Origin of the sequence: Gemelliphila asaccharolytica, from assembly GCF_001553005.1 — a bacterium.
In the GTDB taxonomy this organism is placed as follows: Bacteria; Bacillota; Bacilli; order Staphylococcales; family Gemellaceae; genus Gemelliphila; species Gemelliphila asaccharolytica.
Genome location: NZ_KQ959858.1, coordinates 19,059 through 43,886, shown reverse-complemented (window position 1 = coordinate 43,886; position 24,828 = coordinate 19,059). Strand labels below are relative to the sequence as shown.

The 24,828-nt window shown below is 26.1% G+C and carries 25 protein-coding genes; 19 read left to right on the top strand and 6 right to left on the bottom strand.

Features of this window, described 5'->3' with window-relative positions; all coding sequences use genetic code 11:
• Positions 1-26: 26 nt before the first annotated feature.
• Both HMPREF1871_RS01080 and HMPREF1871_RS01075 read right to left on the bottom strand, forming a co-directional pair.
• Positions 27-443: a hypothetical protein gene (locus HMPREF1871_RS01080; RefSeq protein WP_066128839.1), complete on the bottom strand. Its 417-nt coding sequence runs from the start codon at positions 441-443 to the stop codon at positions 27-29.
• A gap of 21 nt (positions 444-464) precedes the next feature.
• Positions 465-890, bottom strand: a complete 426-nt coding sequence (locus HMPREF1871_RS01075) for a MarR family transcriptional regulator (RefSeq protein WP_066128836.1) — start codon at positions 888-890, stop codon at positions 465-467.
• Positions 891-1,137: 247 nt separating this feature from the next.
• Here HMPREF1871_RS01075 and comGA point away from each other — a divergent pair, with 247 nt between their 5' ends.
• From comGA to HMPREF1871_RS01040, 7 genes are read left to right on the top strand one after another with little or no spacing between them, the layout of a single operon-like run.
• Positions 1,138-2,103: a competence type IV pilus ATPase ComGA gene (gene comGA / locus HMPREF1871_RS01070; RefSeq protein WP_232297334.1), complete on the top strand. Its 966-nt coding sequence runs from the start codon at positions 1,138-1,140 to the stop codon at positions 2,101-2,103.
• Positions 2,060-3,124: a competence type IV pilus assembly protein ComGB gene (gene comGB / locus HMPREF1871_RS01065; protein WP_066128831.1), complete on the top strand. Its 1,065-nt coding sequence runs from the start codon at positions 2,060-2,062 to the stop codon at positions 3,122-3,124. The genes comGA and comGB overlap by 44 nt, the downstream gene beginning before the upstream one ends.
• Positions 3,125-3,137: 13 nt before the next feature.
• The gene (gene comGC, locus HMPREF1871_RS01060) at positions 3,138-3,470 is read left to right on the top strand and encodes a competence type IV pilus major pilin ComGC (RefSeq protein WP_083505602.1); all 333 of its coding nucleotides are present in this window, start codon (positions 3,138-3,140) and stop codon (positions 3,468-3,470) included.
• Positions 3,445-3,888, top strand: coding sequence for a prepilin-type N-terminal cleavage/methylation domain-containing protein (locus tag HMPREF1871_RS01055; RefSeq protein WP_066128829.1), 444 nt, complete (start codon positions 3,445-3,447; stop codon positions 3,886-3,888). The genes comGC and HMPREF1871_RS01055 overlap by 26 nt, the downstream gene beginning before the upstream one ends.
• The gene (gene comGE, locus HMPREF1871_RS01050) at positions 3,875-4,153 is read left to right on the top strand and encodes a competence type IV pilus minor pilin ComGE (RefSeq protein ID WP_066128825.1); all 279 of its coding nucleotides are present in this window, start codon (positions 3,875-3,877) and stop codon (positions 4,151-4,153) included. The genes HMPREF1871_RS01055 and comGE overlap by 14 nt, the downstream gene beginning before the upstream one ends.
• A complete protein-coding gene (locus HMPREF1871_RS01045) occupies positions 4,146-4,649 on the top strand; it encodes a prepilin-type N-terminal cleavage/methylation domain-containing protein (RefSeq protein WP_066128822.1) in 504 nt (167 codons plus the stop codon). The genes comGE and HMPREF1871_RS01045 overlap by 8 nt, the downstream gene beginning before the upstream one ends.
• Positions 4,639-4,818, top strand: a complete 180-nt coding sequence (locus HMPREF1871_RS01040) for a hypothetical protein (RefSeq protein ID WP_066128819.1) — start codon at positions 4,639-4,641, stop codon at positions 4,816-4,818. Before HMPREF1871_RS01045 ends, HMPREF1871_RS01040 begins: the two co-directional genes overlap by 11 nt.
• Before the next feature lie 112 nt (positions 4,819-4,930).
• Here HMPREF1871_RS01040 and HMPREF1871_RS01035 read toward each other — a convergent pair whose 3' ends face one another.
• On the bottom strand, positions 4,931-5,803 hold the full coding sequence (locus HMPREF1871_RS01035; RefSeq protein ID WP_066128816.1) for a DMT family transporter: 873 nt from the start codon (positions 5,801-5,803) through the stop codon (positions 4,931-4,933).
• Positions 5,804-5,864: 61 nt separating this feature from the next.
• Positions 5,865-6,161, bottom strand: coding sequence for a DNA topoisomerase IV (locus tag HMPREF1871_RS01030; protein ID WP_066128812.1), 297 nt, complete (start codon positions 6,159-6,161; stop codon positions 5,865-5,867).
• Between the two features lie 331 nt (positions 6,162-6,492).
• Here HMPREF1871_RS01030 and HMPREF1871_RS01025 point away from each other — a divergent pair, with 331 nt between their 5' ends.
• Positions 6,493-7,836 (top strand): sodium-dependent transporter, encoded by a 1,344-nt coding sequence (locus tag HMPREF1871_RS01025; protein ID WP_066128807.1) that lies wholly within the window; start codon positions 6,493-6,495, stop codon positions 7,834-7,836.
• Positions 7,837-7,951: 115 nt separating this feature from the next.
• Here HMPREF1871_RS01025 and lysS read toward each other — a convergent pair whose 3' ends face one another.
• Positions 7,952-9,433: a lysine--tRNA ligase gene (gene lysS / locus HMPREF1871_RS01020; protein ID WP_066128858.1), complete on the bottom strand. Its 1,482-nt coding sequence runs from the start codon at positions 9,431-9,433 to the stop codon at positions 7,952-7,954.
• A gap of 1,111 nt (positions 9,434-10,544) precedes the next feature.
• On the opposite strand from lysS, the gene rpsL reads away from it, so the two are divergent.
• The 11 genes from rpsL to HMPREF1871_RS00965 all read left to right on the top strand — a co-directional run bounded on the left by rpsL (position 10,545) and on the right by HMPREF1871_RS00965 (position 23,396).
• The gene (gene rpsL, locus HMPREF1871_RS01015) at positions 10,545-10,973 is read left to right on the top strand and encodes a 30S ribosomal protein S12 (RefSeq protein ID WP_066128804.1); all 429 of its coding nucleotides are present in this window, start codon (positions 10,545-10,547) and stop codon (positions 10,971-10,973) included.
• A 33-nt stretch (positions 10,974-11,006) separates the two neighbouring features.
• Positions 11,007-11,477 (top strand): 30S ribosomal protein S7, encoded by a 471-nt coding sequence (rpsG, locus tag HMPREF1871_RS01010; protein WP_066128801.1) that lies wholly within the window; start codon positions 11,007-11,009, stop codon positions 11,475-11,477.
• Positions 11,478-11,540: 63 nt separating this feature from the next.
• Complete coding sequence (gene fusA / locus HMPREF1871_RS01005; protein ID WP_066128796.1) at positions 11,541-13,616, top strand: elongation factor G; 2,076 nt, start codon at positions 11,541-11,543, stop codon at positions 13,614-13,616.
• Positions 13,617-13,732: 116 nt separating this feature from the next.
• On the top strand, positions 13,733-14,923 hold the full coding sequence (tuf, locus tag HMPREF1871_RS01000; RefSeq protein WP_066128793.1) for an elongation factor Tu: 1,191 nt from the start codon (positions 13,733-13,735) through the stop codon (positions 14,921-14,923).
• A 92-nt stretch (positions 14,924-15,015) separates the two neighbouring features.
• Positions 15,016-16,290, top strand: a complete 1,275-nt coding sequence (locus tag HMPREF1871_RS00995; RefSeq protein WP_066128790.1) for a solute carrier family 23 protein — start codon at positions 15,016-15,018, stop codon at positions 16,288-16,290.
• Positions 16,291-16,577: 287 nt separating this feature from the next.
• Positions 16,578-17,180 carry a dephospho-CoA kinase gene (gene coaE / locus HMPREF1871_RS00990; protein ID WP_066128786.1) on the top strand — a complete coding sequence of 201 codons (603 nt, stop codon included), beginning with the start codon at positions 16,578-16,580 and terminating at the stop codon, positions 17,178-17,180.
• Positions 17,164-17,892, top strand: coding sequence for an ABC transporter ATP-binding protein (locus tag HMPREF1871_RS00985; protein ID WP_066128783.1), 729 nt, complete (start codon positions 17,164-17,166; stop codon positions 17,890-17,892). Before coaE ends, HMPREF1871_RS00985 begins: the two co-directional genes overlap by 17 nt.
• A gap of 2 nt (positions 17,893-17,894) precedes the next feature.
• Positions 17,895-19,091 (top strand): ABC transporter permease, encoded by a 1,197-nt coding sequence (locus HMPREF1871_RS00980; protein WP_066128780.1) that lies wholly within the window; start codon positions 17,895-17,897, stop codon positions 19,089-19,091.
• A 9-nt stretch (positions 19,092-19,100) separates the two neighbouring features.
• Positions 19,101-20,495, top strand: a complete 1,395-nt coding sequence (locus tag HMPREF1871_RS00975; RefSeq protein ID WP_066128778.1) for a hypothetical protein — start codon at positions 19,101-19,103, stop codon at positions 20,493-20,495.
• 9 nt (positions 20,496-20,504) lie between these two features.
• Complete coding sequence (locus HMPREF1871_RS00970; RefSeq protein ID WP_066128775.1) at positions 20,505-21,923, top strand: leucyl aminopeptidase; 1,419 nt, start codon at positions 20,505-20,507, stop codon at positions 21,921-21,923.
• 102 nt (positions 21,924-22,025) lie between these two features.
• Positions 22,026-23,396, top strand: a complete 1,371-nt coding sequence (locus tag HMPREF1871_RS00965) for an amino acid permease (protein ID WP_066128773.1) — start codon at positions 22,026-22,028, stop codon at positions 23,394-23,396.
• A 44-nt stretch (positions 23,397-23,440) separates the two neighbouring features.
• On the opposite strand, the gene glmM is transcribed toward HMPREF1871_RS00965, so the two are convergent.
• Complete coding sequence (glmM, locus tag HMPREF1871_RS00960; RefSeq protein WP_066128770.1) at positions 23,441-24,778, bottom strand: phosphoglucosamine mutase; 1,338 nt, start codon at positions 24,776-24,778, stop codon at positions 23,441-23,443.
• Positions 24,779-24,828: the final 50 nt, after the last annotated feature.

Below are 24,828 nucleotides of genomic sequence, written 5' to 3'. Positions count from 1 at the left end.
ATAATAAATAACTTATTTTTATTATTTTAAATATTATTTATATTAGAGAAATAATTTTTAATAAACATGATTCCTTCTAAAGTTAATGCTAAACCTAAGCCTGTATAGAAAAAAGCTACAAAAAAAACGGGGAAGACATTTAAAATTCTTAATATAATACCTAATGAAATCATAAAAATCATTATAATATAAGATTTCAAGTCGAAAAAATTCCAAAAGTATGTATTATTTTTATATTTTAAAATTCTTTTTATATGTTTCTTTTTGATTTTAAAAAACATTATTTCAAACAAAAAAAATATAATACTTGAAATAAATAATAAGTAATTTTTTTTATTAATTTGAAAGAAAGAAATTATTCCAATTCTTACTACATTTAATCCTGCTATAATCCAAAAAGTTCCAGCAATTATTAGAAGTGTTTTAGGTTTTACTTTAAACATTTTTCTAACCTCCATTTTAAGTTACTTTTTTAAATGTTTATCTGCATTTTCACATATTTTATAAAAGATATTTTTAAAAATAATCATTTCGTCAGAAGAAATTCCTTCAAATAAATTATTGATAAATTTTTTTTGCAAATTTTTTCCTTCATTGATTATAACTTTGCTTTTTTCTAATAAAAAAATCTCAATATATTTTTTGTTATTGCATTTTTGTTTTCTTATAATTAATTTATTTTTTTCTAAATTTTTTAAAGAATTAGAGACATGTGATTTAGTAGATTTTCTTTTCTCAATAATTCCAGAAGCTGTTTTACATTCTGGATTATTGTATAGAAACATTAGAATATTGTATTCCATCTGTGTTATATTATTTTTATTACATATTTCTTTAGTTAGTTTTTCATAAAAATTTGTAATTGTTTTATGTTTATCCCAAAAATCCATGAAGCCCTCCAAATAGTTCTATTTAGAACCATTTTACTGTTAATACATCTTTTTGTCAATTAAATAATTTCAAAATTAATTATTATATATACACATATTTTTTTTTTTTTTAAATAATTATAAAAATCATGATAAAAAATAATAAAATATTGAAATAAAAAACGAAAGCGTGTATAATATTAAAAAAGCGCTTTCCAACATGATATTTTTATAAAAAGGGGTGATAAAAATAGAAACGAAAGTAAATATGATAGAAATAATAAATAAAGGTATTGATATTGGGGCGAGTGATATTCATATATATCCGAGTCTGAAGAAAATATCCGAAATAAAATATAGAGTGCGGGGGAAAATAGAAAAAGATAGAAAAATAACAAATGATGAAATTGAAGCAGTAATATCATTACTAAAATTTAATGCTAAAATTGATATATCATTAAATAAAACACCTAAATCAGGAAGATTTGATTATGAATATAATGAAAGGATGTACAATTTAAGAGTATCTACCTTACCTTTAAATGAAGTTTATGAAGGTTGTGTTGTAAGAATATTTACGAATGAAATAGAAAAGGTAGATTATAGTATCTTCAATGAGGATATTAAATTAATAAATGGGTTATCTAAATATAAAACAGGTTTAATAATATTTTCAGGGCCTACTGGTTGTGGGAAATCTACATCGATGTATAAATTAGCTTTAGATATAGCAAAAGACAATCGTCAAATCATATCGATAGAAGATCCGATAGAAAAACAATTAGAAGAGATAATACAAATGCAAGTAAATGAAAAAGCAGGAATTAACTATGATAATGCATTAAAATCAATATTAAGATGTGATCCTGATGGAATATTAGTGGGAGAGATAAGAGATAAGGTAACAGCTAAATATGTAATAACTTCAACTTATTCAGGACATATAGTTTTAACAACTCTTCATGCAGAAGATTGTGAAGGTGTTATAAATAGATTACGAGATTTAGAAATATCGAATGAAGATTTAAAACAAACATTGCTTTGTATAATATCTCAAAGAATAGTAAATACAAAAAATGGCAGAAAAGTAATAACTGAATTAATGCAAAAAGATGATATAGAAAAATATATTAAGAAAGAAGAGAAGAGTTATATATTATTAAAAGATAAATTTGAAAGAGCATATAGAGATGAAAAAATATCAATTAAAGAAAAAGAAAAATGGGGATATTAAAAAACTATTATCGAATGAAGAAAAAATATATTTTGTAAGAAGACTAAGAGAATTAATAAAACATGGATATATGATGGGAGATTCGATAGAATTTTTGATGATACAAAATAATGCAAGTGAAGAAATAATTGAAAGTGTAAAAAAAGATTTATCTGAAGGAAAGAAATTATCAAATATATTTAAACAATTGAACTATCCTATGACAATAATAAGTAAAGTCGAATTTTCTGAAAATTACGGAAAAATTGAAAGTATGTTAGAAGAAGTAGAGAAATATTTGATTTTAAAAAAACAACAAAAAGAAAAGATAATAAAAACATTAAGGTATCCTATATTTTTAATTATAACTTTAATGATGATAATAATATTGTTTAATAGTATGGTAATACCTCAATTTCAAAGTATATATAACTCAACAAATTTAAAGATGAGTATAGAAGTAAAAGTATTAATAAAAACTTTATACTATATACCTAAATTACTGACATTAATTGTATTATTAATTATTTTGTTCATTTTATATTTTTCTTATCTATATAAGAATAATCAAAAAAGGTTTTTAAGAGAAATATCAAAAATACCTATAATAAACAGTTATTTTGAAAAATATTTTTCTTATCAATATTCATTAGAAATAAGTTTATTTTTAATGAGTGGATTTTCTATAAAAACCACATTATCAGAAATAATTAAAAAAAATTATAATAAATTTTTCACAGAATTTTCTAGAAAAATAGAAAAAAGCTTAGAAGAAGGAACTCAATTGGAGGAATCGATACAAGGTATAAATAACTTAGATAATAAAATGTCGAGATTTGTAAAACATGGATTAAAAAATAGTATGTTAGAAAAGGAATTAAAATTATATAGTGATATAACTTTAGACACATTACTAAGACAAATAGAAAAATCATTAAAAAAGATACAGCCAATTTTATTTTTGTTATTAGCAATGATTATAATAGGTTTATATTTAGTAATTTTATTGCCGATATTTAATATGACTAGTTCACTAAAATAAGGAGAAGAATATTATGAAAATTTTAAAAAAAATGAAAAAAAATAATGAGGGATTTACACTGATAGAAATGTTAATTGTAATATTTATAATATCAATATTGCTTTTATTAATAATACCAAATATTACAAAAAATTTGGATTCAGCCAAAGATAAAAGTTCACAAGCATATGTGAAAACAGTTCAATCACAAGTAACATCTTATGAATTAAATGAAGGAGATAGCGATGTTACATTTGAGAAATTAGTAGAAAAAGGATATTTAAACGGAACAGCAGAAGAGGCAAGTAAAGCTCCAAATGGAAAACAAATAATAATAGAAAATGGAAAAGCAAGAATACAAGAATAATAAAGGGTTTAGTTTTATAGAAACAATAGGAGTGTTATTTATAGTTAGTATAGTAATAACTATATTGGCATATAATCCAGTAAATAAATATGAAAAATATAAAGAAAGATTAGCAGTAAATGAAATAGTATCAGACATATATTTAATGCAAACAAAGAGCTTAACAACAAAAGAACCAACATTTATAAAATTTTATGAAAAATCTAATGAGTATTTAATGAAATATGATGGTAAATTTGTTAAAAAGAATGTGAAAGAGCAAGGAAAAACCGGAGTTGGGATGAGAGCATTAGATTTTAGATACACGAAAGGAAATGTTAATATTTCTAATACAGTATTAGTTATGTTTAAACATAGCAAATACGAAATAATTATACATTTAGAAACAGGATACATAACAGTTAATGAGAAAAAATAAAGGGTTTATATTAATTGAAATATTGGCAGGTATGTTTATTTCTTCTATAATATTAATCTATTTAATTCCGATGTTGGTGAATGAGAATAAAATTATGAAACAAAATGAAAAGAAAATAGAAATGAAAGAAATATTATATGAAGAATTAATGTTATATGAAAATGAAAATATAGAAGAAAAAAGGGATAATTATGAAGTAATGATAACAGAAGATAAAGCTAGTATAAGAGACACAAAAACAGGAGAAACTCTGACTTATGAGTAGAAATTCAGGATTTACAATGTTAGAAGTAGTAATATCTTTAGCAATACTTTCTATGTTGGTGATATTATTATCGAATATATTGAATTTAACTACAAAAATATCAAATAGTTTTTTAGACTATAGTGAATATGAATATGCAATGATGCACAAAAAAATATTCAATTTTTATAACGATAGTGACAAAATTGAATTAAAAAACAATGAAATAAGATTTTATAATACAGAAGAAGGAAGAGAACATGTCTTAGTTTTTAGAAATTCAAAAATTTTTAAAAAAACTAAAAATCCTGATAAAAATTATGCATCTGGATTTTCATTGTTGTTGGAAAATGTAAAATCATATCAACTTAATATAGAAAATGAAAAAATTATTGTAATCAATATAGTAGATAGAATGGGGAAAAAAAGGACTTTAAAATTTAGATTATTGGATAATTCGAAAAGTAAAGATGAACAAAGAAAAGAAGAAAACTATGAAGACTTTTATGAAAAATAATAAAGGAAGTGCTATTTTAATATCAATATTAACTTTAGTTTTGGTATCTATAGTTATATTTTCCGTTGCCAACATTTATATAAATAAAATAAAAAGCTTAAAAAGTATAAATGATTATTATGATATTAAGATAAAAGAACAAATAATTAAAAATAAAATAAAAAGTTGATATATAAAATAAATTTTTATATTTTCATAGTGGTATATAAAAAATAAGTATTAATATGTACTACAAAAAGGCTTATTAAAATAATAATTTTTTAATAAGCCTTTCAATTTTTTTATTTATTTTTTTTAGGTATTTGAACAAGAATAGATGTTCCCAATATTAAAAATGCACCTATAATTTGAAAAATACTTAGTTTTTCATTTAAGAAAATATAAGAAAAAATAAGAGCAGATATAGGATCTATGTAGGTAAGTAAAGCTACATTAGTAGTAGGCAACTTGTTGACAGCAGAAAAATAGAATAAACAAGCAATACCAGTATGAATAATTCCTACTATAATTATAAAAATTATACTTATTGTATCTGCAGGCAAAATAAGCATTTCCTTGTTTATAACCAATAGATAAATAGCTAGAATCACCGTAGCTATTATCATTTCTACAAAGGTTGTTGTATTTCCGTCTACTTTATAAATTTTTTTATTGAATATAACTAAGAAAGTATATCCAAAAGCAGCAACTAATGCAAAAAAAATATCTTTATTTTCTGATAATTCATTTAGTTTAATATTTGCTACTAAAAACATTCCTATTGTAGAAAGTACAACACAAAAAATTTTAATAATAGTTAATTTATCTTTAAAGACTATTGGAGAAACTAATATTAAAATTGTGGGAGAAAAATAGTATATTAAAGTAGCTATACTTATTTGAATACGGCTATAGGCCTCAAATAAAAAAACCCAACTTATACCTAAAGCACATCCAGCAAAAAAAAGTGGAAAAATATTTTTTTTAATTCCTTGTATATCTATTTTATTTTTGGTAAGTAAAAAAATAAGTATAAAAAAAATTGATGCTATTATAGTTCTAAGTAAGACTATGTGCATTGCAGGAATATTAATATTCTTAATAAAAACCCCAATACTACCAAAAATTAATGAAGATATAATAAGTTTAAAGTAATCTAATTTTTTGTTAGTCATAATATCCCTCAATAAAAGGCGGGATACCTCCTCCCGCCTTACTTTCCATATTTAATTTATTTTATTTATCAGAAGCGTTTTCTAACATTATTTGATCATTAGATATGCTAACTTCATCATATTTGAAATCATTATCATATGAATAATTCATTGTTAATCCCATTTCCATAGAGTAGTCTGAAAAGTCATCTTCAGTTCTATCTAATATAAGTTCATTACAATTATATCGTTCATCAGCATAATCTGATATAATTTCACTATTATAATTTAATTCTGTATTGAAATCCTGGGAATATTCATCATCATCTGAATAAATGAGGTGAGGTGATTCCAAATTAGATAAGTTTGTTGTATACATATTTACACTCCTTATTTGTTTATTTAAGATAATTGTAAATTATTATAATGTAAAAGTCAATATTTAAAATATCTCATTTTATATTATAAAATTAATTAAATATAATATTTTTATATATCGATAATTTTCATAAAAAATCCTCTAGTTTTTAAATTTTATAACATTTTTAAAATGAAATTATTTTGAAACAAGTTAAAAAAGAAAGAAAATACATAAAAAATTTTTAAATTTTCAAAAAAATATGGAAATTATTTTGAAAATATGCTATAATCAAAGATGTTTTACAGTTGTACAGCTTAAAAACTTATAATAATGAGACAAGGAGGTATTCATGAAAGATAGCATTAAATTAAGAAAAAGAGACGGTTTTGCTTCTAGATGGGGTTTTATATTAGCTTGTATTGGATCAGCGGTAGGCATGGGGAATATTTGGCGTTTTCCAGTCCTTGTTTCACAATGGGGTGGAATGACATTTTTAATACCTTATTTAATATTTGTTGCATTGATATCATGTACTGGAGTTATTGCAGAATTCTCGTTAGGTAGAATGGCTGGAGCAGGGCCAGTTGGTGCATTTGCTATGTGTACTGAGCAAAAAGGAAGTAGGAAAATAGGAGAAATAATAGGAATAATACCCATATTGGGGTCACTTTTACTAGCTATAGGTTACACTTGTGTAATGGGATGGGTTTTTAAATACTTTTATTATGCAGTTAATGGTAATCTTACTTCTTTTTCAAATGATATGGATAAAATTGGTTCTACATTTGGAAAAACTGCTTCTTCATTTGGAGCTAACATTTGGCTTGTATTAGCTGTTTTTGTAAGTTTTATTATTTTATCAAAAGGGATTTCTAAAGGAATAGAAAAAGTTAATAAAGTAATGATGCCAGTTTTATTTTTCTTATTTTTAGGACTCGCTATATATATTTTCTTTCAACCTAACTCATTGGGAGGTTATAAATATATATTTACAATTAACTTAAAAGGACTATTAGATATAAAATTATGGATATACGCATTTGGTCAAGCATTTTTCTCTTTATCAGTTGCAGGTAATGGATCTGTTATATATGGTTCTTATTTATCTAAGGAAGAGGATATTCCTTATTCAGCTAAAAATGTGGCGATTTTTGATACTTTAGCAGCATTATTAGCTTCATTTGTAATAATACCTGCAATGGCAGTAGGAGGAGCTACTCTTAGTAAAGGGGGTCCTGGATTATTATTCATATACATAGTTAATGTTATTAATTCTATGATAGGAGGTAGAATATTAATTGTAATTTTCTACTTATGTATTCTTTTTGCTGGAGTAACATCTATTATCAACTTATATGAAGTATCTGTTTCTTATTTAGAAGAAAAAATGAGATTAAATAGGGTCGTATCTTCTTTTATAATCCATTTTATAGGTGGAGGTATTGCACTTTTAATACAAGGTATAGTAGCACCATGGATGGATTTTGTATCAATTTATATATGTCCACTAGGAGCCTTTTTAGCAGGAATAATGTTCTTCTGGGTATATGGAAAAGATAGAGCTTTGAATGCTGTAAATTTAGGAGCAAATAAAAGAGTAGGCTCTGTGTTTTATTTTACAGGAAAATATATTTATTGTGCATTAGCAGTACTAGCGTTGATAATAGGAGCAATTTTAGGAGGTATAGGATAGAATAAATACTTATACTAAATGTAAAAAAATATGAGTTTTGATACAAGTTTATCTTAACAATATTTTAAAAATAAAAAAAAACTACAGCTACATAAATAGCTGTAGTTTTTTTATTCTATTTACTTTTCATATAAGGAAATAGTAAAACATCTCTTATTGAAGGAGAATTAGTTAAAAGCATTACTAATCTGTCAATTCCTATACCTAGACCTCCTGTAGGAGTCATACCATATTCTAGTGCTTCAACAAAATCCTCATCCATTTCATATATTTCTTCATTTCCAGCATCTTTTTCTTTCATTTGTTCCATAAATCTTTTTCTTTGTTCAATAGGATCATTTAATTCTGTAAATGCATTAGCGTGTTCTCTACCAACAATAAAAAGTTCAAATCTATCTGTAAATCTACCATCTTCTTTATTAGTTTTAGCTAAAGGAGAAACTTCTACGGGATGGCCATAAATAAATGTTGGTTGAATTAGTTTATCTTCTACAAATTTTTCAAAAAATTCATTAATTATATGACCTACCTTCATATCTTTTCTAGTTTCAATTCCATGTTCTTTTGCTAATTTGTGAGCATCAGAATCAGACATTTTTTTCCAAAAATCTATACCTGTTACTTCTTTAATTGCGTCTACCATGTGAAGTCTTCTCCATCTAGGAGTAAGGTCAATTTTGTATTCTCCGTATTCAATTTTAGTAGTTCCATGAATTTCATTACATATGTATGCAACCATATTTTCTGTAAGTTCCATTATATCGTGAAAGTCAGCATAAGATTCATAAAGTTCCATCATTGTAAATTCAGGATTATGTCTAGTAGATACCCCTTCATTTCTAAAAGCTCTTCCTATTTCATAAACTTTTTCTAGTCCACCAACAATCAGACGTTTAAGAGGTAACTCAAGTGCGATACGCATATATAATTGTATATCTAGTGCATTGTGATGAGTTATAAAAGGTTTTGCTGCGGCTCCACCAGCAACGGTATGCATCATAGGAGTTTCTACTTCCAAATAGCCTCTATCATCAAGATATTTTCTCATACTTTTTATTATTTTAGATCTAGTTATAAATGTATTTTTACTTTCCTTATTCATTATAAGATCAACATATCTTCTTCTATATCTTTCTTCAACATCTTTAAGTCCATGAAATTTGTCAGGCAATGGTCTAAGAGATTTAGATAATATCATAAATGAATTGGCTTTTACAGTTAATTCTCCTACATTTGTTTTGAAAAGAATACCACTAATTCCTACAATATCGCCAAGGTCAATGTTTTTAAATAGTTCATATTGATCTTCTACTCTGTCTTTTCTTACATAAATTTGTATTTGTCCTTTTAAATCTTGTATGTGAGCAAAGCCGGCTTTTCCTTTTCCTCTTTTAGTCATAATTCTGCCTGCTATAGTTACTTCAATATTTTTCTTTTCTAAATCCTCTTTAGTTAAATCGTTATATTTTGCAACTAAATCGCCTGATAGATGGGTTCTTACAAATTTGTAACCATAAGGATCAATCCCTTTGTCTATCAAATCTTTCATTTTTTCTCTTCTTACTTTCATTTGATCGTTTAGATCTTCACTGTTCATATTTTTATTTTCCGTAGTCATTATAAATCCTTTCAGTATAATCTATAAATATAAGATAGTATTAATTATATCACACATCATAATAAAACTCTACTTTGATTATTAGTAAAGTAGGGTTTTAAAATTTAATAATTAATTGAAACTTATTATTGAATTTTAAAAGAAGAGATTTAAGTTATTGAAAAAAATTAAGAAAAGTTATTACGGAAAAAACAATTTATATAATTTTATATTAATATAATATATTAAGTTATATATTATTTATAGATTAATATTAATATTAGAATATAGATGGTAAAGTATGTTTGTTATTTTTATTAAAACATAAAAATATCTAAAATTATGAACTGTATTTGTCTTTATTAAAGATATTTTTGCTAAATGTAATCATTGATATATACTTAGGTGTGTAAAAATAAATTAGTAATAAAAATTTATAGTAAAAAAAAGAATGTTTTTTCTATTGATAAGATTTTTTTGAAGAATACATATACAAGTAAAGGGAAAATATAATCTTTAGAGATATAGATAAAAAAGGGTGAGTAAAAGAGTAGAAAGGAATAGAGTGAAATTTTAATAAATTTGTAAATCTTAATAATTTGAACTAGGCGAGGTTAGAGAATTTTTAAATTTAATTTACTTAGTTTAAATGTGTTTAAGTTAAATTATAGAATAAATATTAATATATGATAGTTTGTATAGTATATATGATATTAAGAGGAATATCTTTATTACCCTTTAATTTTATAATATTTTTCATTTATGATATGATGTTTGTAATTTATACTATTTAATACACATATTTAGCAGTATTTCAAATAAAAAAGCAAATTAAATATTTTTTAGATTAAAATAAAAAATTTAAAGGTAACATATAATAGAAGAAAAGGTTATTTTATATAAAAATTACAGAATAGGTAGAGAAATATAAAAATGTATAATAATTTTGAAATATATGTTGACATACAATAACATATATGATAATATACTTAATGTGAGTACTTTTCATTATTATTTTAAGCGTTTAGCTTAATTTTTTTACTTGCAAATGAACCACCTGGATGTGTGGTAAAAGAAATAAAATAAAAAATAAGGAAGGAGGGATTACTGGATGCCTACTATAAATCAATTAGTACGTAAACCACGTAAATCAAAAGTAGCAAAATCAGATTCACCAGCACTTAATAGAGGATACAATTCTAAAAGAAAAAAAGAAACTTATGTTTCTTCACCACAAAAAAGAGGAGTATGTACACGTGTTGGTACTATGACACCTAAAAAACCTAACTCAGCTTTACGTAAATATGCTCGTGTACGTTTATCAAATCAAATCGAAGTTACAGCGTATATTCCAGGGATAGGACATAATTTACAAGAACACAGTGTTGTGCTTATTCGTGGAGGTCGTGTTAAAGACTTACCAGGGGTACGTTACCATATAATTCGTGGAGCATTAGATACATCTGGAGTTAACGACCGTATGCAAGGACGTTCTCTATATGGAACTAAAAAACCAAAAGAGAAAAAAAAAATAATATAAAAGCTATATAAACGTATGAAAGGAGGCAAAATAATGCCACGTAAAGGACCAGTTGCAAAACGTGATGTTTTGCCAGATCCAATTTATAATTCGAAATTGGTTACAAAATTAATAAATAAACTTATGTTAGATGGGAAACGCGGTACTGCTCAAAGAATATTATATTCATCATTTGATATAGTAAAAGAAAAATCAGGACGTGAGGCAATCGAAGTTTTTGATGAAGCATTAAATAATATAATGCCAGTTTTAGAAGTTCGTGCTCGTAGAGTAGGTGGTTCTAATTACCAAGTTCCTATTGAAGTTCGTGCAGATAGACGTATTACATTAGGATTACGTTGGTTAGTTAACTATTCTCGTTTAAGAGGAGAAAAAACTATGGAACAACGTTTAGCTAATGAAATTCTTGACGCAGCAAATAATTCTGGGTCTGCTGTTAAGAAAAGAGAAGATACACATAAAATGGCTGAAGCTAATAAAGCATTTGCACATTATCGTTGGTAATAAATTAAAATTTATTATTTAAAATTTAAAATTTAATATTTAATGAAAGGAGAAAAATGACTCATGACTAGAGCGTTTTCTTTAAAAGATACTCGTAATATAGGTATCATGGCTCATATAGATGCTGGGAAAACAACTGCCACTGAACGTATTCTTTATTACACAGGTAAAATCCATAAAATTGGAGAAACTCATGAAGGTGCTTCTCAAATGGACTGGATGGAACAAGAACAAGAACGTGGAATAACAATAACTTCAGCTGCTACAACAGCACAATGGAAAAATCATCGTATAAATATAATAGACACACCAGGACACGTAGATTTCACTGTAGAAGTTGAACGTTCATTACGTGTTTTAGATGGGGCAGTAGCAGTTCTTGATGCACAATCAGGAGTTGAGCCACAAACAGAAACAGTTTGGAGACAAGCAACTACATATGGTGTTCCTAGAATAGTTTTTGTAAATAAAATGGATAAAACAGGAGCAGATTTCTTTTATTCAGTAGGAACAATCCATGAAAGACTTCAAGCAAATGCACACGCAATTCAAATACCAATAGGAGCAGAAGATAATTTCGAAGCAGTTATAGACTTGCTACAAATGAAAGCAATTTATAATGAAGGTGAAAAAGGGGAAATAGTTCGTGTAGCAGATATTCCAGAAGAATATATGGAAAAAGCAGAAGAATATAGAGAAAAACTTCTTGAAGCAGTTGCAGAAACAGATGATGAATTAATGGAAAAATATCTTGGAGGAGAAGAATTATCTGTTGAAGAGATAAAAGCTGCAATTCGTCGTGCAACATGTAAAGTTGAATTTTTCCCAGTAGTATGTGGTTCTGCTTTTAAAGATAAAGGTGTACAACCAATGCTTGATGCAATTGTAGACTTTTTACCATCTCCATTAGATGTACCAGCAATAAAAGGTACAGATCCAGAAACAGGTGAAGAAGTAGAAAGACATTCTTCTGATGATGAACCATTTTCTGCACTTGCTTTTAAAGTAATGACAGACCCATATGTTGGTAAATTGACATTCTTTAGAGTTTATTCTGGTGTATTATCATCAGGTTCATACATTAAAAATTCTACAAAAGGAAAACGTGAACGTGTAGGACGTATTTTACAAATGCACGCAAATTCACGTAACGAAATTTCAGAAGTTTATGCTGGAGATATAGCAGCAGCTGTTGGATTAAAAGCTACATCAACTGGGGATACACTTTGTGATGAAAAAAATGAAGTTATATTGGAATCAATGGAATTTCCAGAACCAGTTATTCAATTGTCAGTAGAACCAAAATCTAAAGCAGATCAAGATAAAATGACAACAGCACTTCAAAAATTACAAGAAGAAGATCCTACATTTAGAGCGGGAACTGATGAAGAAACTGGACAAGTTATTATTGCAGGTATGGGTGAACTTCACCTTGATATAATTGTTGATAGAATGAGAAGAGAGTTCAAGGTTGAATGTACTGTAGGTGCACCAATGGTTTCTTATAGAGAAACTTTCAAAAAATCAGCACAAGTTCAAGGTAAATTTACACGTCAATCAGGTGGCCGTGGACAATATGGTGATGTATGGATTGAATTCACACCAAACGAACCAGGAGCTGGATTTGAGTTTGAAAATGCAATTGTTGGTGGTGTAGTTCCTCGTGAGTATGTTCCAGCAGTAGAAGCAGGATTAAAAGATTCAATGGCAAATGGAGTTTTAGCTGGATATGAATTAATAGACGTTAAAGCTAAATTATATGATGGTTCATACCATGATGTCGACTCTTCTGAAATGGCATTTAAAGTAGCAGCATCATTAGCACTTAGAGAAGCAGCTAAAAAATGTAATCCAGTTATTCTTGAACCAATAATGAAAGTAGAAGTAGTTATGCCAGAAGAATATTTAGGAGATATTATGGGAGATATTACTTCTCGTCGAGGTAGAGTTAATGGAATGGAAGCAAGAGGTAATGCTCAAGTAGTTTCAGCAGATGTTCCATTGGCAGAAATGTTTGGATATGCTACATCACTTCGTTCATCTACTCAAGGTAGAGGTACATATTCAATGAAATTTGATCATTACGAAGAAGTTCCAAAATCAATTTCTGAAGAAATAATCAAAAAAAATAAAGGATAATTACAATAAATTTTATTTTTAAGGTTGCAAAATAAAATTTAAAATTATAAAATAATATTATCATAGAAATATGTTAATTTAAGAAAATATAAATCAAACAATAAGGAGAATAAAAAATGGCAAAAGAAAAATTCGACCGTAGCAAAACGCATGCTAACATTGGTACAATCGGACACGTTGACCACGGTAAAACTACATTAACTGCTGCAATAGCAACAGTATTAGCAAAAAGATCAGGGAAAGGTGAAGCTAAATCATATGATGCGATTGATAATGCACCAGAAGAAAGAGAACGTGGTATAACTATCAATACTTCTCATATTGAATATGAAACAGAAAAACGTCATTATGCACACGTTGACTGTCCAGGACACGCTGACTACGTTAAAAATATGATTACTGGAGCTGCTCAAATGGATGGAGCTATCTTAGTTATAGCAGCAACAGATGGTCCTATGGCACAAACTCGTGAACATATTTTACTATCAAGAAACGTTGGAGTTCCTAAAATTGTTGTATTCTTAAACAAATGTGACATGGTAGACGATGAAGAACTATTAGAATTAGTAGAAATGGAAGTTAGAGAATTACTTTCAGAATATGGATTTGATGGAGATGACGTACCAGTAATAAAAGGATCAGCTCTTAAAGCATTAGAAGGCGATGAAAAATACGAAGATGATATCGTTGAACTTATGAAAGTCGTTGACGAATACATCCCAACTCCAGAAAGAGATAATGCTAAACCATTTATGATGCCAGTGGAAGATGTATTCTCAATCACAGGACGTGGTACTGTTGCAACAGGACGTGTTGAACGTGGACAAGTTAAAGTTGGTGATGTTGTAGAAATAGTTGGTCTTAGAGATGAACCATTATCAACAACAGTTACAGGTGTTGAAATGTTCCGTAAATTATTAGATTACGCAGAAGCTGGAGATAATATTGGTGCATTATTACGTGGTATAGCTCGTGAAGATGTTGAACGTGGACAAGTTCTTGCAGCTCCAAAATCAATAACTCCACATACTAAATTTACTGCAGATGTATATGTACTATCAAAAGAAGAAGGTGGTAGACATACTCCATTCTTCTCAAATTATCGTCCACAATTTTATTTCCGTACAACTGACGTAACAGGTGTTGTTACTTTACCTGAAGGAACTGAAATGGTAATGCCTGGAGATAATGTAACAATGACAGTTGAATTGATTTCACCAATCGCGATAGAAACAGGAACACGTTTCTCAGTTCGTGAAGGTGGACGTACAGTAGGTTCAGGTGTTGTAACAGAAATAATTAAATAATTTTTTAAAAAAGATTAGCAATTGGATATTACATATGCTAATCTTTTTTTTGAAATTTTTAAATATAAAAATCAATATTTAAGGAGTTTTTAATGAGCAAAACAACTCAAATAAAACCAATATTAGATGTGAATGAGAAACCAAAGTTATTATTATGGATAACATTAAGTTTACAACATTTATTTGCTATGTTTGGTGCTACTGTATTAGTGCCAATTTTAACAGGATTATCTCCTAGTGTCGCTTTAGCTACATCAGGTATTGGAACTTTAATATATATTATAATTACAAGAGGGAAGATACCTGCTTACTTAGGGTCTTCTTTTGCATTTATAAATCCTATTATTTCACTATCAACTTCTAATAATTTGCAGACAGCTATGATGGGGGCATTTTTAGCAAGTTTAGTTTACGGTATTATTTCATTATTCATACAAAAATTTGGTATTGATTGGCTATTAAGATTGTTACCACCAGTGGTCGTAGGACCCATTATTATAGTGATAGGTTTAGGAATGGCTCCAACTGCTATAGATATGGCAATGAATAGAACAATAAATGGCACTAAAGAATACAGTTTACAAAATTTTTTAGTAGCTATAATTACATTACTCATAACAATAATTTGTTGTGTGATTCTTAGAGGTTTTGCAAAATTAATACCAGTGTTATTAGGAATTATTTTTGGCTATATTGTATCATGCTTGGTAGGTATAGTAGATTTTACTCCTATAATAGAAGCACCATGGTTTCAATTTCCAAAATTTTTTATACCATTCATTAATTATGTGCCTTCATTTAATTTAGCCGTTTTTGCTATGGTGCCCATTGCAATAGTTACTATAAATGAACATATAGGTCATCAAATTGTTCTGTCAGAAGTGGTAGGGAAAAATTTTATAAAAAATCCCGGTTTGCATAAATCTATATTGGCAGATGGTTTAGCTATGATGTGTGCTTCACTATTAGGAGGTCCTCCTAGCACAACTTACGGAGAAAATATAGGGGTGTTAGCAATAACAAGAGTATTTTCAGTTTTTGTCTTAGCTGGAGCAGCTATATTTGCTATAATTCTAAGCTTTATAGGAAAATTTTCAGCATTTATATCAACAATACCTACACCAGTAATGGGAGGAGTATCGATATTACTATTTGGAATAATAGCATCAAGTGGATTAAGAATGATGGTTGATAAAAATATAGATTTAAGCATAAATAGAAATTTGGTTATTTCTTCTGTTATTATAGTTTTAGGAATAGGAGGAGCAGTTTTAAAATTTAATAGTATAAATTTTGAATTACCTTCAATGGCACTAGCCGCAATTAGTGGTATTTTATTAAATATAATTTTACCAAAAAAAAATTAAAATAAATAATAAAAAATTGTAATAGTCTAATATAGAAAATAATTTATTAAAATTAATAAGAAAAAAATTATACAATAAAATTGTCAATAAACGATTATAATTAAAAAATAAAATAATAAATATCAATGAAAAAGACAAAAAATAGTTGTTCTTTGTAGTTGATATTTTTTTAAATTTTAAATTTCTATTGTTCGTTATTTATAGATGAGTATATAATACAGAAAATTATAGAAAAAAAGAAAGGGGTATGATAAAATAATTTTATAAATAAAGAAGAAGGGGAAAATATGATTATAGCTATAACAGGAAGTATTGCGTGTGGTAAAAGTACGGTGACAAATTATCTTTTAAAAAAAGGATATAAAGTTATAGATGCCGATAAAATAGCACACGACATAATTTTGTACCCTGAAGTAAAAAAATATATAAAAAAAGAATTTTCAGAAGAAGTTTTTGAAAAAGAAGAAATATCTAGAGTAAAATTGGGTAATATTGTTTTTAATAATAAAGAAAAATTAAACAAATTAAACAGTATTTTACACCCTATGATAAGAAAAGAAATATTGAAAAAAATATCAAAATCTGAGAATATTACTTTTTTAGATATCCCATTACTTTTTGAAGCAAAATTTGATGATTTAGCAGATTTCATTTTAGTTGTTTATACAGATAAGTTAAAACAGATAGATAGATTAATGAAAAGAAATAATATAACATATATAGAAGCAATAAAAAGAATAGATAAGCAGTATTCATCAGAATATAAAAAAAAATTAGCAAACTTTGTTATAGATAATAATGGAACAAGGGAGAATACCGAAAAACAAGTAGATAATTTATTAGTAGAATTAAATAAAATAAGAAAGGGAAAAAATTGTGTTAAACATTAAAAATTTAGTTGGGGGATATAACAGAAAAATTGTTATAAAAGATATTACTTTTTCATTACCAAAGGGTAGTATAACAGCATTAATAGGTCTAAATGGTGCAGGTAAAAGTACCACAATAAAACATATATTAGGTTTATTAAAACCCATGGAGGGAAAAATAGAGGTAAATGGTTATAATTTAAAAGATAATTTAAAAGAATATAGAAGTAGTATTTCCTATGTACCAGAAAGTCCTATATTATATGAAGAATTAACTTTAGAAGAACATATAAATTTAACTGCAATGGCATATGGAATAGACATGAAAAAGGCTTGGGAAACTGCAGAAAAATTATTAGAAATATTTAAATTAAAAGATAAAAAGAAACTTTTGCCTATATATTTTTCTAAGGGAATGAAACAAAAAGTGATGATAATATGTGCTTTTTTAGTAGAACCTAATTTATACATAATAGATGAACCATTTTTAGGATTAGATCCTATAGCTATAAATAATCTTATCGAACTTATGTGTAGAGAAAAAAATAAAGGAAAAAGTATTTTGATGTCTACACACATATTAGCAACAGCAGAAAAATACTGTGATAATTTCGTGATTATTCATAATGGGAAAATATTAGCTAGTGGGAGTTTAGAAGAAATAAGAAATAAATTTAATATGAAAAATTCTTCGTTAGACGAGATATATCTTTCACTAACAACTGAGGAGTAATTATGAATGAAATAAAAAAAATATTAAATTTAAGAATAAAAAAAGAAAAAGAAAAAAGATTAGCATATACAAAATACATATTAAATTCGCATTTATTAATGTTTTTACTTATATTAGTAGGAGCAATTATATTTAATTATTCAAATTGGTTAAAAAACTCAACAAAGTTAGAATTATATTCAGTAATATTTATAATTCAAATATTGTTAATATATATTTTAACAACAATAAAAGTAAAAACTTATATAAAAGATGCCGACTCTGTATTTTTACTTCCTCAAGAAGAAAATTATAAAAGTATAATAAAAAGTATTATATTAAATACTATTTCTAAAAAATTTTTTTTAATTATAATTTTTATTTTTGTTTCATATCCTATAATTCATGTTTTAGGAATTGAGTATAAAATAATATTTTATTTTTTATCTATGTTAATATCAACTATATTTTTAACATTTTATAAATTTTATAAGGTTTTTTATGACCATTTAAATAATAAAGATAATATTATAATTTTTTTAATATATTTATTTATTTTAATAAATTTATTATTTATAGATATATTTATTCCATTTTTTATACTATCTATATTACTATTTTTAATTTTTAATAGAAAATTAGAAAAATATATAAATTGGGAAAATGCTGCAAAATACGATAACAATAGAATAGAAAAATATTTAAAATTTATAAATATGTTTGTTGATGTACCTATAAAAACTGTCAAGGTAGCAAGAAGAAAATATTTTGACATATTACTAAAAAAACTAGATAGTAAAAATTTTAATAGTAATAACGCATATAAATTTTATTATTTAAGATCTTTTTTAAGACAACAAAATACAGTTTTTTTATTAGCAAGGTTATTAGTTGTGATGCTATTCGTAGGAGCAACTTTTAAAAATATTTATGTATCTTCAGTTATTATAGTATTTTTTAGTTATTTGTCTATAATTCAATTGATTCCAATGTATAGAAAATTTAATAATATATTATGGTGCCATATTTTGCCAATTGAAGAACATTTAAAATTAAAAAGTTTTATTTTGATAATAAAAAGAATAGTTATGATTTTTTCTGCTATACTTTCTATAGTATTAGTAATAGTAGATTTTTCTGTCGTAAATTGTGTAGTAATTTTTATTGTTTATATAGTAAATATTGGATTAATAAAATATTTATTGAAAAAATCTTTATAGGAGAGGTTTATGAAAAATATAGCAATTATTGGAGGGAATATTTCTGCAGTAGCAGTTGCGTATTTTTTGGATAGAGTATTAAATTCAAAATCGAAAAAGTTTAATATTAATATAATAGAAAAAAAAGAACATCTTTCAGAAAGTAATCTTAGTAAATTCCAATATGGTCAAGAAATATATGATAATGGATGGTATAGTTCTGTCAGAAATGTAGGACCATTATTTCAATTAATATTAGAATTAGGGTTATATAAATATCTAATAAAAAGCAAGAAAAAAATGAAAGTAATATATGATAATAGTGAAATAAAAACTTTTCCAGAAAAAATGTTTTTTTCTTATCCCTTAGATAAAATAGAATTGTTACATAGCAATGTATTTACTATCTTAGAAAAAATATCATTAATATTCAATTTATATAAAGATGAGAAAATAAAAAATATAAATTCTATCACAATAGAGGAATTCTTTTTAAAAAAAATTAATAAAAATGTTTATTATAAGGTCATAGAACCTTTATTAACCAGTTATTATGGTAGTGACATATCCAATCAAAATTTTTCTATAATTTTGCAAGAATTATCTCTAATTGCAATACAGAACAAGAAATTAAATAAAATTTTAGAAAATATGTACAATAAACAAAAAGATGGAGATATTTATTTTGGAGAAGAATATAGACTTAAATTTACTCTGACTTCTATTATGGAAAATTTAGAAAGTTATTTTGGAAGTAGGGTATTTATCGATTTGAAATCAAAAGTAGAAGAAATAGAAAAAATAAACTCTAAATATGTTTTGACAATTAATAATAATAAGTATATATATGATTATTTGATAGTATCCACAAATTATAAAGAATTTTTACATTATTTTAGAAATGATAGAGTATTATGTGATTATTACAAAAATTTAAGCTATAATTCTGGTATTCTTCTTACTATCATATGTGAAAAAGGGAAAATAAGTTTAAATACAAGTATAGGAGAAATTATTTTTAATAAAAATTCTAATAAAAATATAACAAATATTGAATATTTTACTAATAAATGGACAGAAATAAAAGTAAATAATATAGATATAATAAAAATTTACGTTAAAAGACAGGATAAAGTTAAAAATTTACTATTAAAAAGTGATAAAGAAATAATAAATATTTTAATAAATGAGTTAAAAGAAATACATGGTGATTTTGAATATAAAGATATATTTTTAACAAAAAAAATTGAAGATAATATTATGATAAATAAAGATTATCAGAAAAATATAGATAAGATAAATAAACATATTTCAGAAAATTATCCTAATATGTATTTAACAGGAATGCTGATGAAAAATAATAATTTAGCGGATACAATAATAGAAGCTAAAGAGATAGTAAAAAAAATAATAGATAATATGTAGGAGAATATAATGATTTTTAGATACAATCAAATAGATGGTGTAATAGTAACAGAAACTTTTTCAGATTCTAAATTTAATTTAAATAGTAATTTGTATGAATATGTAAAAGAAAATGATATTTTTAGTTGTGAATTTTTGGATATTTATGCTAATTTACCTTATAACTCTACTAAAGAAGTGCTTTTAGGTTTAGGGTTAAAAAAACAATTAACAGCAGATAAGTACAGAGAAGCTTACTTTAATTTATATAATTATTTAGTATCTAAGAAAGAATATATATTTACAGTATCATTAATGGACGATATTGAATATATAAAAGCTGCTATAGAGGGATTTTATTATGGTGCATATAAATTTGATAAATATAAAACAGCTAAAAAAGAAAAAAAAGACATTATAATAAATATTAAAACTAATATAAGTGAAAAAGAATTTTTATATATTTTAAAAGAAACAAAAGATATAATGAGTGAAATATATTTTGTTAAAGATTTAGTTAATGAAAGAGCAGAGTATTTATATCCTGAAACATTAGCTAATATTTGTAATGATAGACTTACCCAAAATGGTATAAAGGTAAATATATATGACGAAAGACAATGTAAAAAAATTGGACTTAATGCATTTTTATCAGTAGCAAAGGGGTCAATAAGGGAACCTAGATTTATAGTTATGGAATATATGAATAATAATTCTAGTAAAGAAATATATGGTTTGGTAGGTAAAGGAATTACCTATGATAGTGGGGGATATTCAATAAAAACGACAAAAGGCATGGAAAATATGAATTTTGATATGGCAGGTGCAGCCACTGTAATAGGAGCAATAAATTTGATAGCCAAAAGAAAAGTCAAAGCTAATGTAGTAGCAGTGGTAGCAGCATGTGAAAATATGATTAGTGGATCATCATATAAACCTGGTGATGTATGTTATTCATTATCTGGAAAAACTATAGAAATAAATAATACTGATGCAGAGGGGAGAGTAACCCTAGCTGATGCAGTATATTATACAAACAAAAATTTAAAAGCTACAAAAATAATAGATATAGCTACTTTAACAGGTGCGTGTTTAGTCGCTCTAGGAGAAACCTATACAGGAGCTTTAACAAACAATAAAAAATTTTTTGAAGATTTTAAAAATGAAACTAATAATAGCGGAGAAAAAGTGTGGCTGATGCCCATAGATGAAGAATTTAAAAAATTAAATAATTCCAAAATAGCTGATATAAAAAACTCAGCAGGAAGAAATGCTGGAATGATTACAGCTGGACTGTTTATAAAAGAGTTTTTATGTAATAATACAGATTGGATACATTTAGATATAGCAGGAACAGCATTCAGAACAACTCCTCAAAAATATCATAAAGAAGGTGCTACAGCAGTACACTTGAAAACCCTTTATAATTTTATTAAAAAATTTTCTTAATAAAGAAACAATATTTTTTATCTGTTACTATTTTATAGTTTACAAAAAATAATTTATATATTATAATGAGTGTGTGTGGGTATACAATAGAAGGAGATAACTATGAATATTCTTAGGAAAAAAGATTTAGAAAGTATCCTACAGGAAAATAAAAAGAAAACACTTAAACCTACTTTAAAAACATTCGACCTAGTGTTATTTGGTCTTAGTGCTATTGTTGGTTCTGGTGTTATGGTATTATCTGGTATAGCTTCAGCAGCAGCTGGACCAGCAGTAATTTTCTCATTTCTATTGGCAGGACTTGCTTGTGCATTGGTTGCTATGTGTTATGCTGAGATGGCTTCAGCAATTCCATCAAGTGGTAGTACATATACTTATTTATATGTATCAGTAGGTGAGATAATAGCTTATGTAATAGGGTGGACATTATTGGGAGGATATATCCTAACAGCAGCAGCAGTAGCGAATGGTTGGTCTGCATATTTTGTGTCATTATTATCTGGTTTTGGTTTGAATATTCCAAAAGAATTTGTAACTATTCCTAGTGAAGGCGGATTTGGGAATGTTCCAGCTATAATTATGACATTATGCTTAATGTTACTCTTATTAAGAGGAACTAGTGAAAGCAAGTTTGTTACAAATTTACTTGCCACTATAAAAATAGGTATAGTTATTCTATTTATAGTAGTTGGGGCGTTTTATGTAAACACTTCTAATTGGACTAGTAATTTTGCACCAACAGGTTTTGGAGGAGTAATGGCTGCCTCTACAATAGTATTCTTTGCGTTTCTAGGAGTTGATGCTATATCAACATCTGCTGAAGAAACTATAAATCCGCAAAAAACTTTACCTAGAGGAATATTATTAACATTAGTAATATGTACAACATTATTTATTTTGGTATCATTAGTTTTAACTGGTACAGTACATTATTCAGAATTAGGAACAGGTAATGCGTTATTTTATTCATTACATCAAATAGGTCAAACAAAAGTAGCTGGAATTGTTTCACTTGGAGCTAGTATAGGACTAATAGCTGGGGTATTGTCATTTATGTATGCGAGTGTAAGAATATCATTTACAATTGCACGAGATGGTTTATTACCAAAAAAATTGACATATGTTAATAAAAATCAGGTACCAAATATAATGACAGTAATTGTAGGAATTTTAACAGCGGTATTAACAGGATTTTTACCATTAGCACAACTGTCAGAAATAGCTAATGTGGCTACAATATGTGCATTTATGTTAGTTGCTTATTCTACAATTAAATTTAGAAAATCTCATCCTGATGCACAAAGAAGTTTTAGAGTTCCTGCTATGCCATTTATTCCTATTGTAGCAATATTGTTATTTGCTGCATTACTATATAGTGTAACTTTAACAACGTGGTTAATAACTATTATATGGATAGTAGTGGGATTATTAATATACTTTTTATATTCCGCTAAACATAGTAAAATAAAGTAAATAAAAAAAATTAGTAGTTAATTTATTAACTACTAATTTTTTTATTAACAATATTTTTCTTTTATAAATTGAGCTAGTTTATTTGAATATAAATCTGCCATTTCATCCGTTTCCGCTTCTACCATAACCCTTATTAGATTTTCTGTTCCAGAAGGTCTTAGAAGAATTCTCCCCTTATTTTTTAATTCTTCTCCTATTTTTTTGTATTCATTTAATATTTCATTATCATTCATAACTTCATTTTTATTTTCAACTTTAATATTAATTAATTTTTGTGGAAAAATAGTTACTTCTTCTGCCAATTTTTTAAGGGTAGTTTTTTTCTCTTTTATTATAGATGTTAAAAAAACAGATGTTAGTATTCCATCTCCAGTAGATGCATAATCAAAAAGTATGATATGACCAGATTGTTCTCCTCCAAGTGAGTAATGATTTTTTTTCATTTCTTCAACAACATATCTATCTCCTACTGAAGTTTTAATAGATGAAATATCAATATTTTTTAAAGCTTTATAAAATCCTATGTTGCTCATTACAGTAGAAACTACCATATTATCTTTAAGTTTATTTTTTTCTTTTAAGTATTTAGCAATAATAAACATTATTTTATCTCCACATATGTGTGTTCCTTCATTATCTACTGCTAAAACTCTGTCACCATCACCATCAAATGCAAAACCAAAATCTACATCATTGTTTTTAACAAAGTCACTTAATGTATCTAATTTCGTTGAGCCTACATTGTCATTTATATTAGTACCATTAGGCATACATCCAATAGTTTCTATATCAGCTTCTAAATCTCCAAAGACAAATGGAGCAATGGATGAAGTTGCACCATTTGCACAATCTAGTGCTATTTTTATACCTTCAAAGTTTGTATTGACTGCTTGTTTAATATGTTGAATATATTTTTGTGAAACTTCAAGTGATGAATATACTTTTCCAATTTTATCATTTATTTGATTTTTTATAATTGTAGGATCATCTATAAGTTTTTCTATAATTAATTCTTCCTCATCAGTAAGTTTAAATCCATCCTTTGTAAATATTTTTATTCCATTATCTTGATATGGATTATGCGATGCAGATATCATAATTGCACTATCTGTGTTCAAAATTCCAGTTAAATAAGCAATAGCTGGAGTAGGGATTACACCTGCTATCATAACATTAACACCAACACTTGTTAATCCTGATACTAATGAATTTTCTATCATATCACAAGAAATTCTAGTATCTTTTCCTATAATTATTTTTGGATTATCTTTTTTAGAAATAAGAAGATGTCCTAAAGCTCTTCCTACTTTGTAGCTTAATTCAGCTGTAAGAGTTTTTCCGGCAATTCCTCTTATACCATCAGTTCCGAAATATTTTCTCATGGAAAATCTCCTTAAATTATTAAATATTTATATGATGATAATACTATATT

Bases quoted from the DNA above. Each gene is read 5' to 3' on its own strand.
- rpsG (WP_066128801.1), top strand. From the start codon at position 11,007: ATGCCACGTAAAGGACCAGTTGCAAAACGTGATGTTTTGCCAGATCCA.
- glmM (WP_066128770.1), bottom strand. From the start codon at position 24,778: ATGAGAAAATATTTCGGAACTGATGGTATAAGAGGAATTGCCGGAAAA.
- coaE (WP_066128786.1), top strand. From the start codon at position 16,578: ATGATTATAGCTATAACAGGAAGTATTGCGTGTGGTAAAAGTACGGTG.
- lysS (WP_066128858.1), bottom strand. From the start codon at position 9,433: ATGAACAGTGAAGATCTAAACGATCAAATGAAAGTAAGAAGAGAAAAA.
- HMPREF1871_RS00970 (WP_066128775.1), top strand. From the start codon at position 20,505: ATGATTTTTAGATACAATCAAATAGATGGTGTAATAGTAACAGAAACT.
- HMPREF1871_RS01055 (WP_066128829.1), top strand. From the start codon at position 3,445: ATGGAAAAGCAAGAATACAAGAATAATAAAGGGTTTAGTTTTATAGAA.
- HMPREF1871_RS00975 (WP_066128778.1), top strand. From the start codon at position 19,101: ATGAAAAATATAGCAATTATTGGAGGGAATATTTCTGCAGTAGCAGTT.
- HMPREF1871_RS01030 (WP_066128812.1), bottom strand. From the start codon at position 6,161: ATGTATACAACAAACTTATCTAATTTGGAATCACCTCACCTCATTTAT.
- HMPREF1871_RS01075 (WP_066128836.1), bottom strand. From the start codon at position 890: ATGGATTTTTGGGATAAACATAAAACAATTACAAATTTTTATGAAAAA.
- comGB (WP_066128831.1), top strand. From the start codon at position 2,060: ATGAAAAAATATCAATTAAAGAAAAAGAAAAATGGGGATATTAAAAAA.
- fusA (WP_066128796.1), top strand. From the start codon at position 11,541: ATGACTAGAGCGTTTTCTTTAAAAGATACTCGTAATATAGGTATCATG.
- HMPREF1871_RS01035 (WP_066128816.1), bottom strand. From the start codon at position 5,803: ATGACTAACAAAAAATTAGATTACTTTAAACTTATTATATCTTCATTA.
- HMPREF1871_RS00995 (WP_066128790.1), top strand. From the start codon at position 15,016: ATGAGCAAAACAACTCAAATAAAACCAATATTAGATGTGAATGAGAAA.
- HMPREF1871_RS01045 (WP_066128822.1), top strand. From the start codon at position 4,146: ATGAGTAGAAATTCAGGATTTACAATGTTAGAAGTAGTAATATCTTTA.
- HMPREF1871_RS01040 (WP_066128819.1), top strand. From the start codon at position 4,639: ATGAAAAATAATAAAGGAAGTGCTATTTTAATATCAATATTAACTTTA.
- comGC (WP_083505602.1), top strand. From the start codon at position 3,138: ATGAAAATTTTAAAAAAAATGAAAAAAAATAATGAGGGATTTACACTG.
- HMPREF1871_RS00980 (WP_066128780.1), top strand. From the start codon at position 17,895: ATGAATGAAATAAAAAAAATATTAAATTTAAGAATAAAAAAAGAAAAA.
- comGE (WP_066128825.1), top strand. From the start codon at position 3,875: ATGAGAAAAAATAAAGGGTTTATATTAATTGAAATATTGGCAGGTATG.
- HMPREF1871_RS01025 (WP_066128807.1), top strand. From the start codon at position 6,493: ATGAAAGATAGCATTAAATTAAGAAAAAGAGACGGTTTTGCTTCTAGA.
- HMPREF1871_RS01080 (WP_066128839.1), bottom strand. From the start codon at position 443: ATGTTTAAAGTAAAACCTAAAACACTTCTAATAATTGCTGGAACTTTT.
- rpsL (WP_066128804.1), top strand. From the start codon at position 10,545: ATGCCTACTATAAATCAATTAGTACGTAAACCACGTAAATCAAAAGTA.
- comGA (WP_232297334.1), top strand. From the start codon at position 1,138: ATGATAGAAATAATAAATAAAGGTATTGATATTGGGGCGAGTGATATT.
- HMPREF1871_RS00965 (WP_066128773.1), top strand. From the start codon at position 22,026: ATGAATATTCTTAGGAAAAAAGATTTAGAAAGTATCCTACAGGAAAAT.
- tuf (WP_066128793.1), top strand. From the start codon at position 13,733: ATGGCAAAAGAAAAATTCGACCGTAGCAAAACGCATGCTAACATTGGT.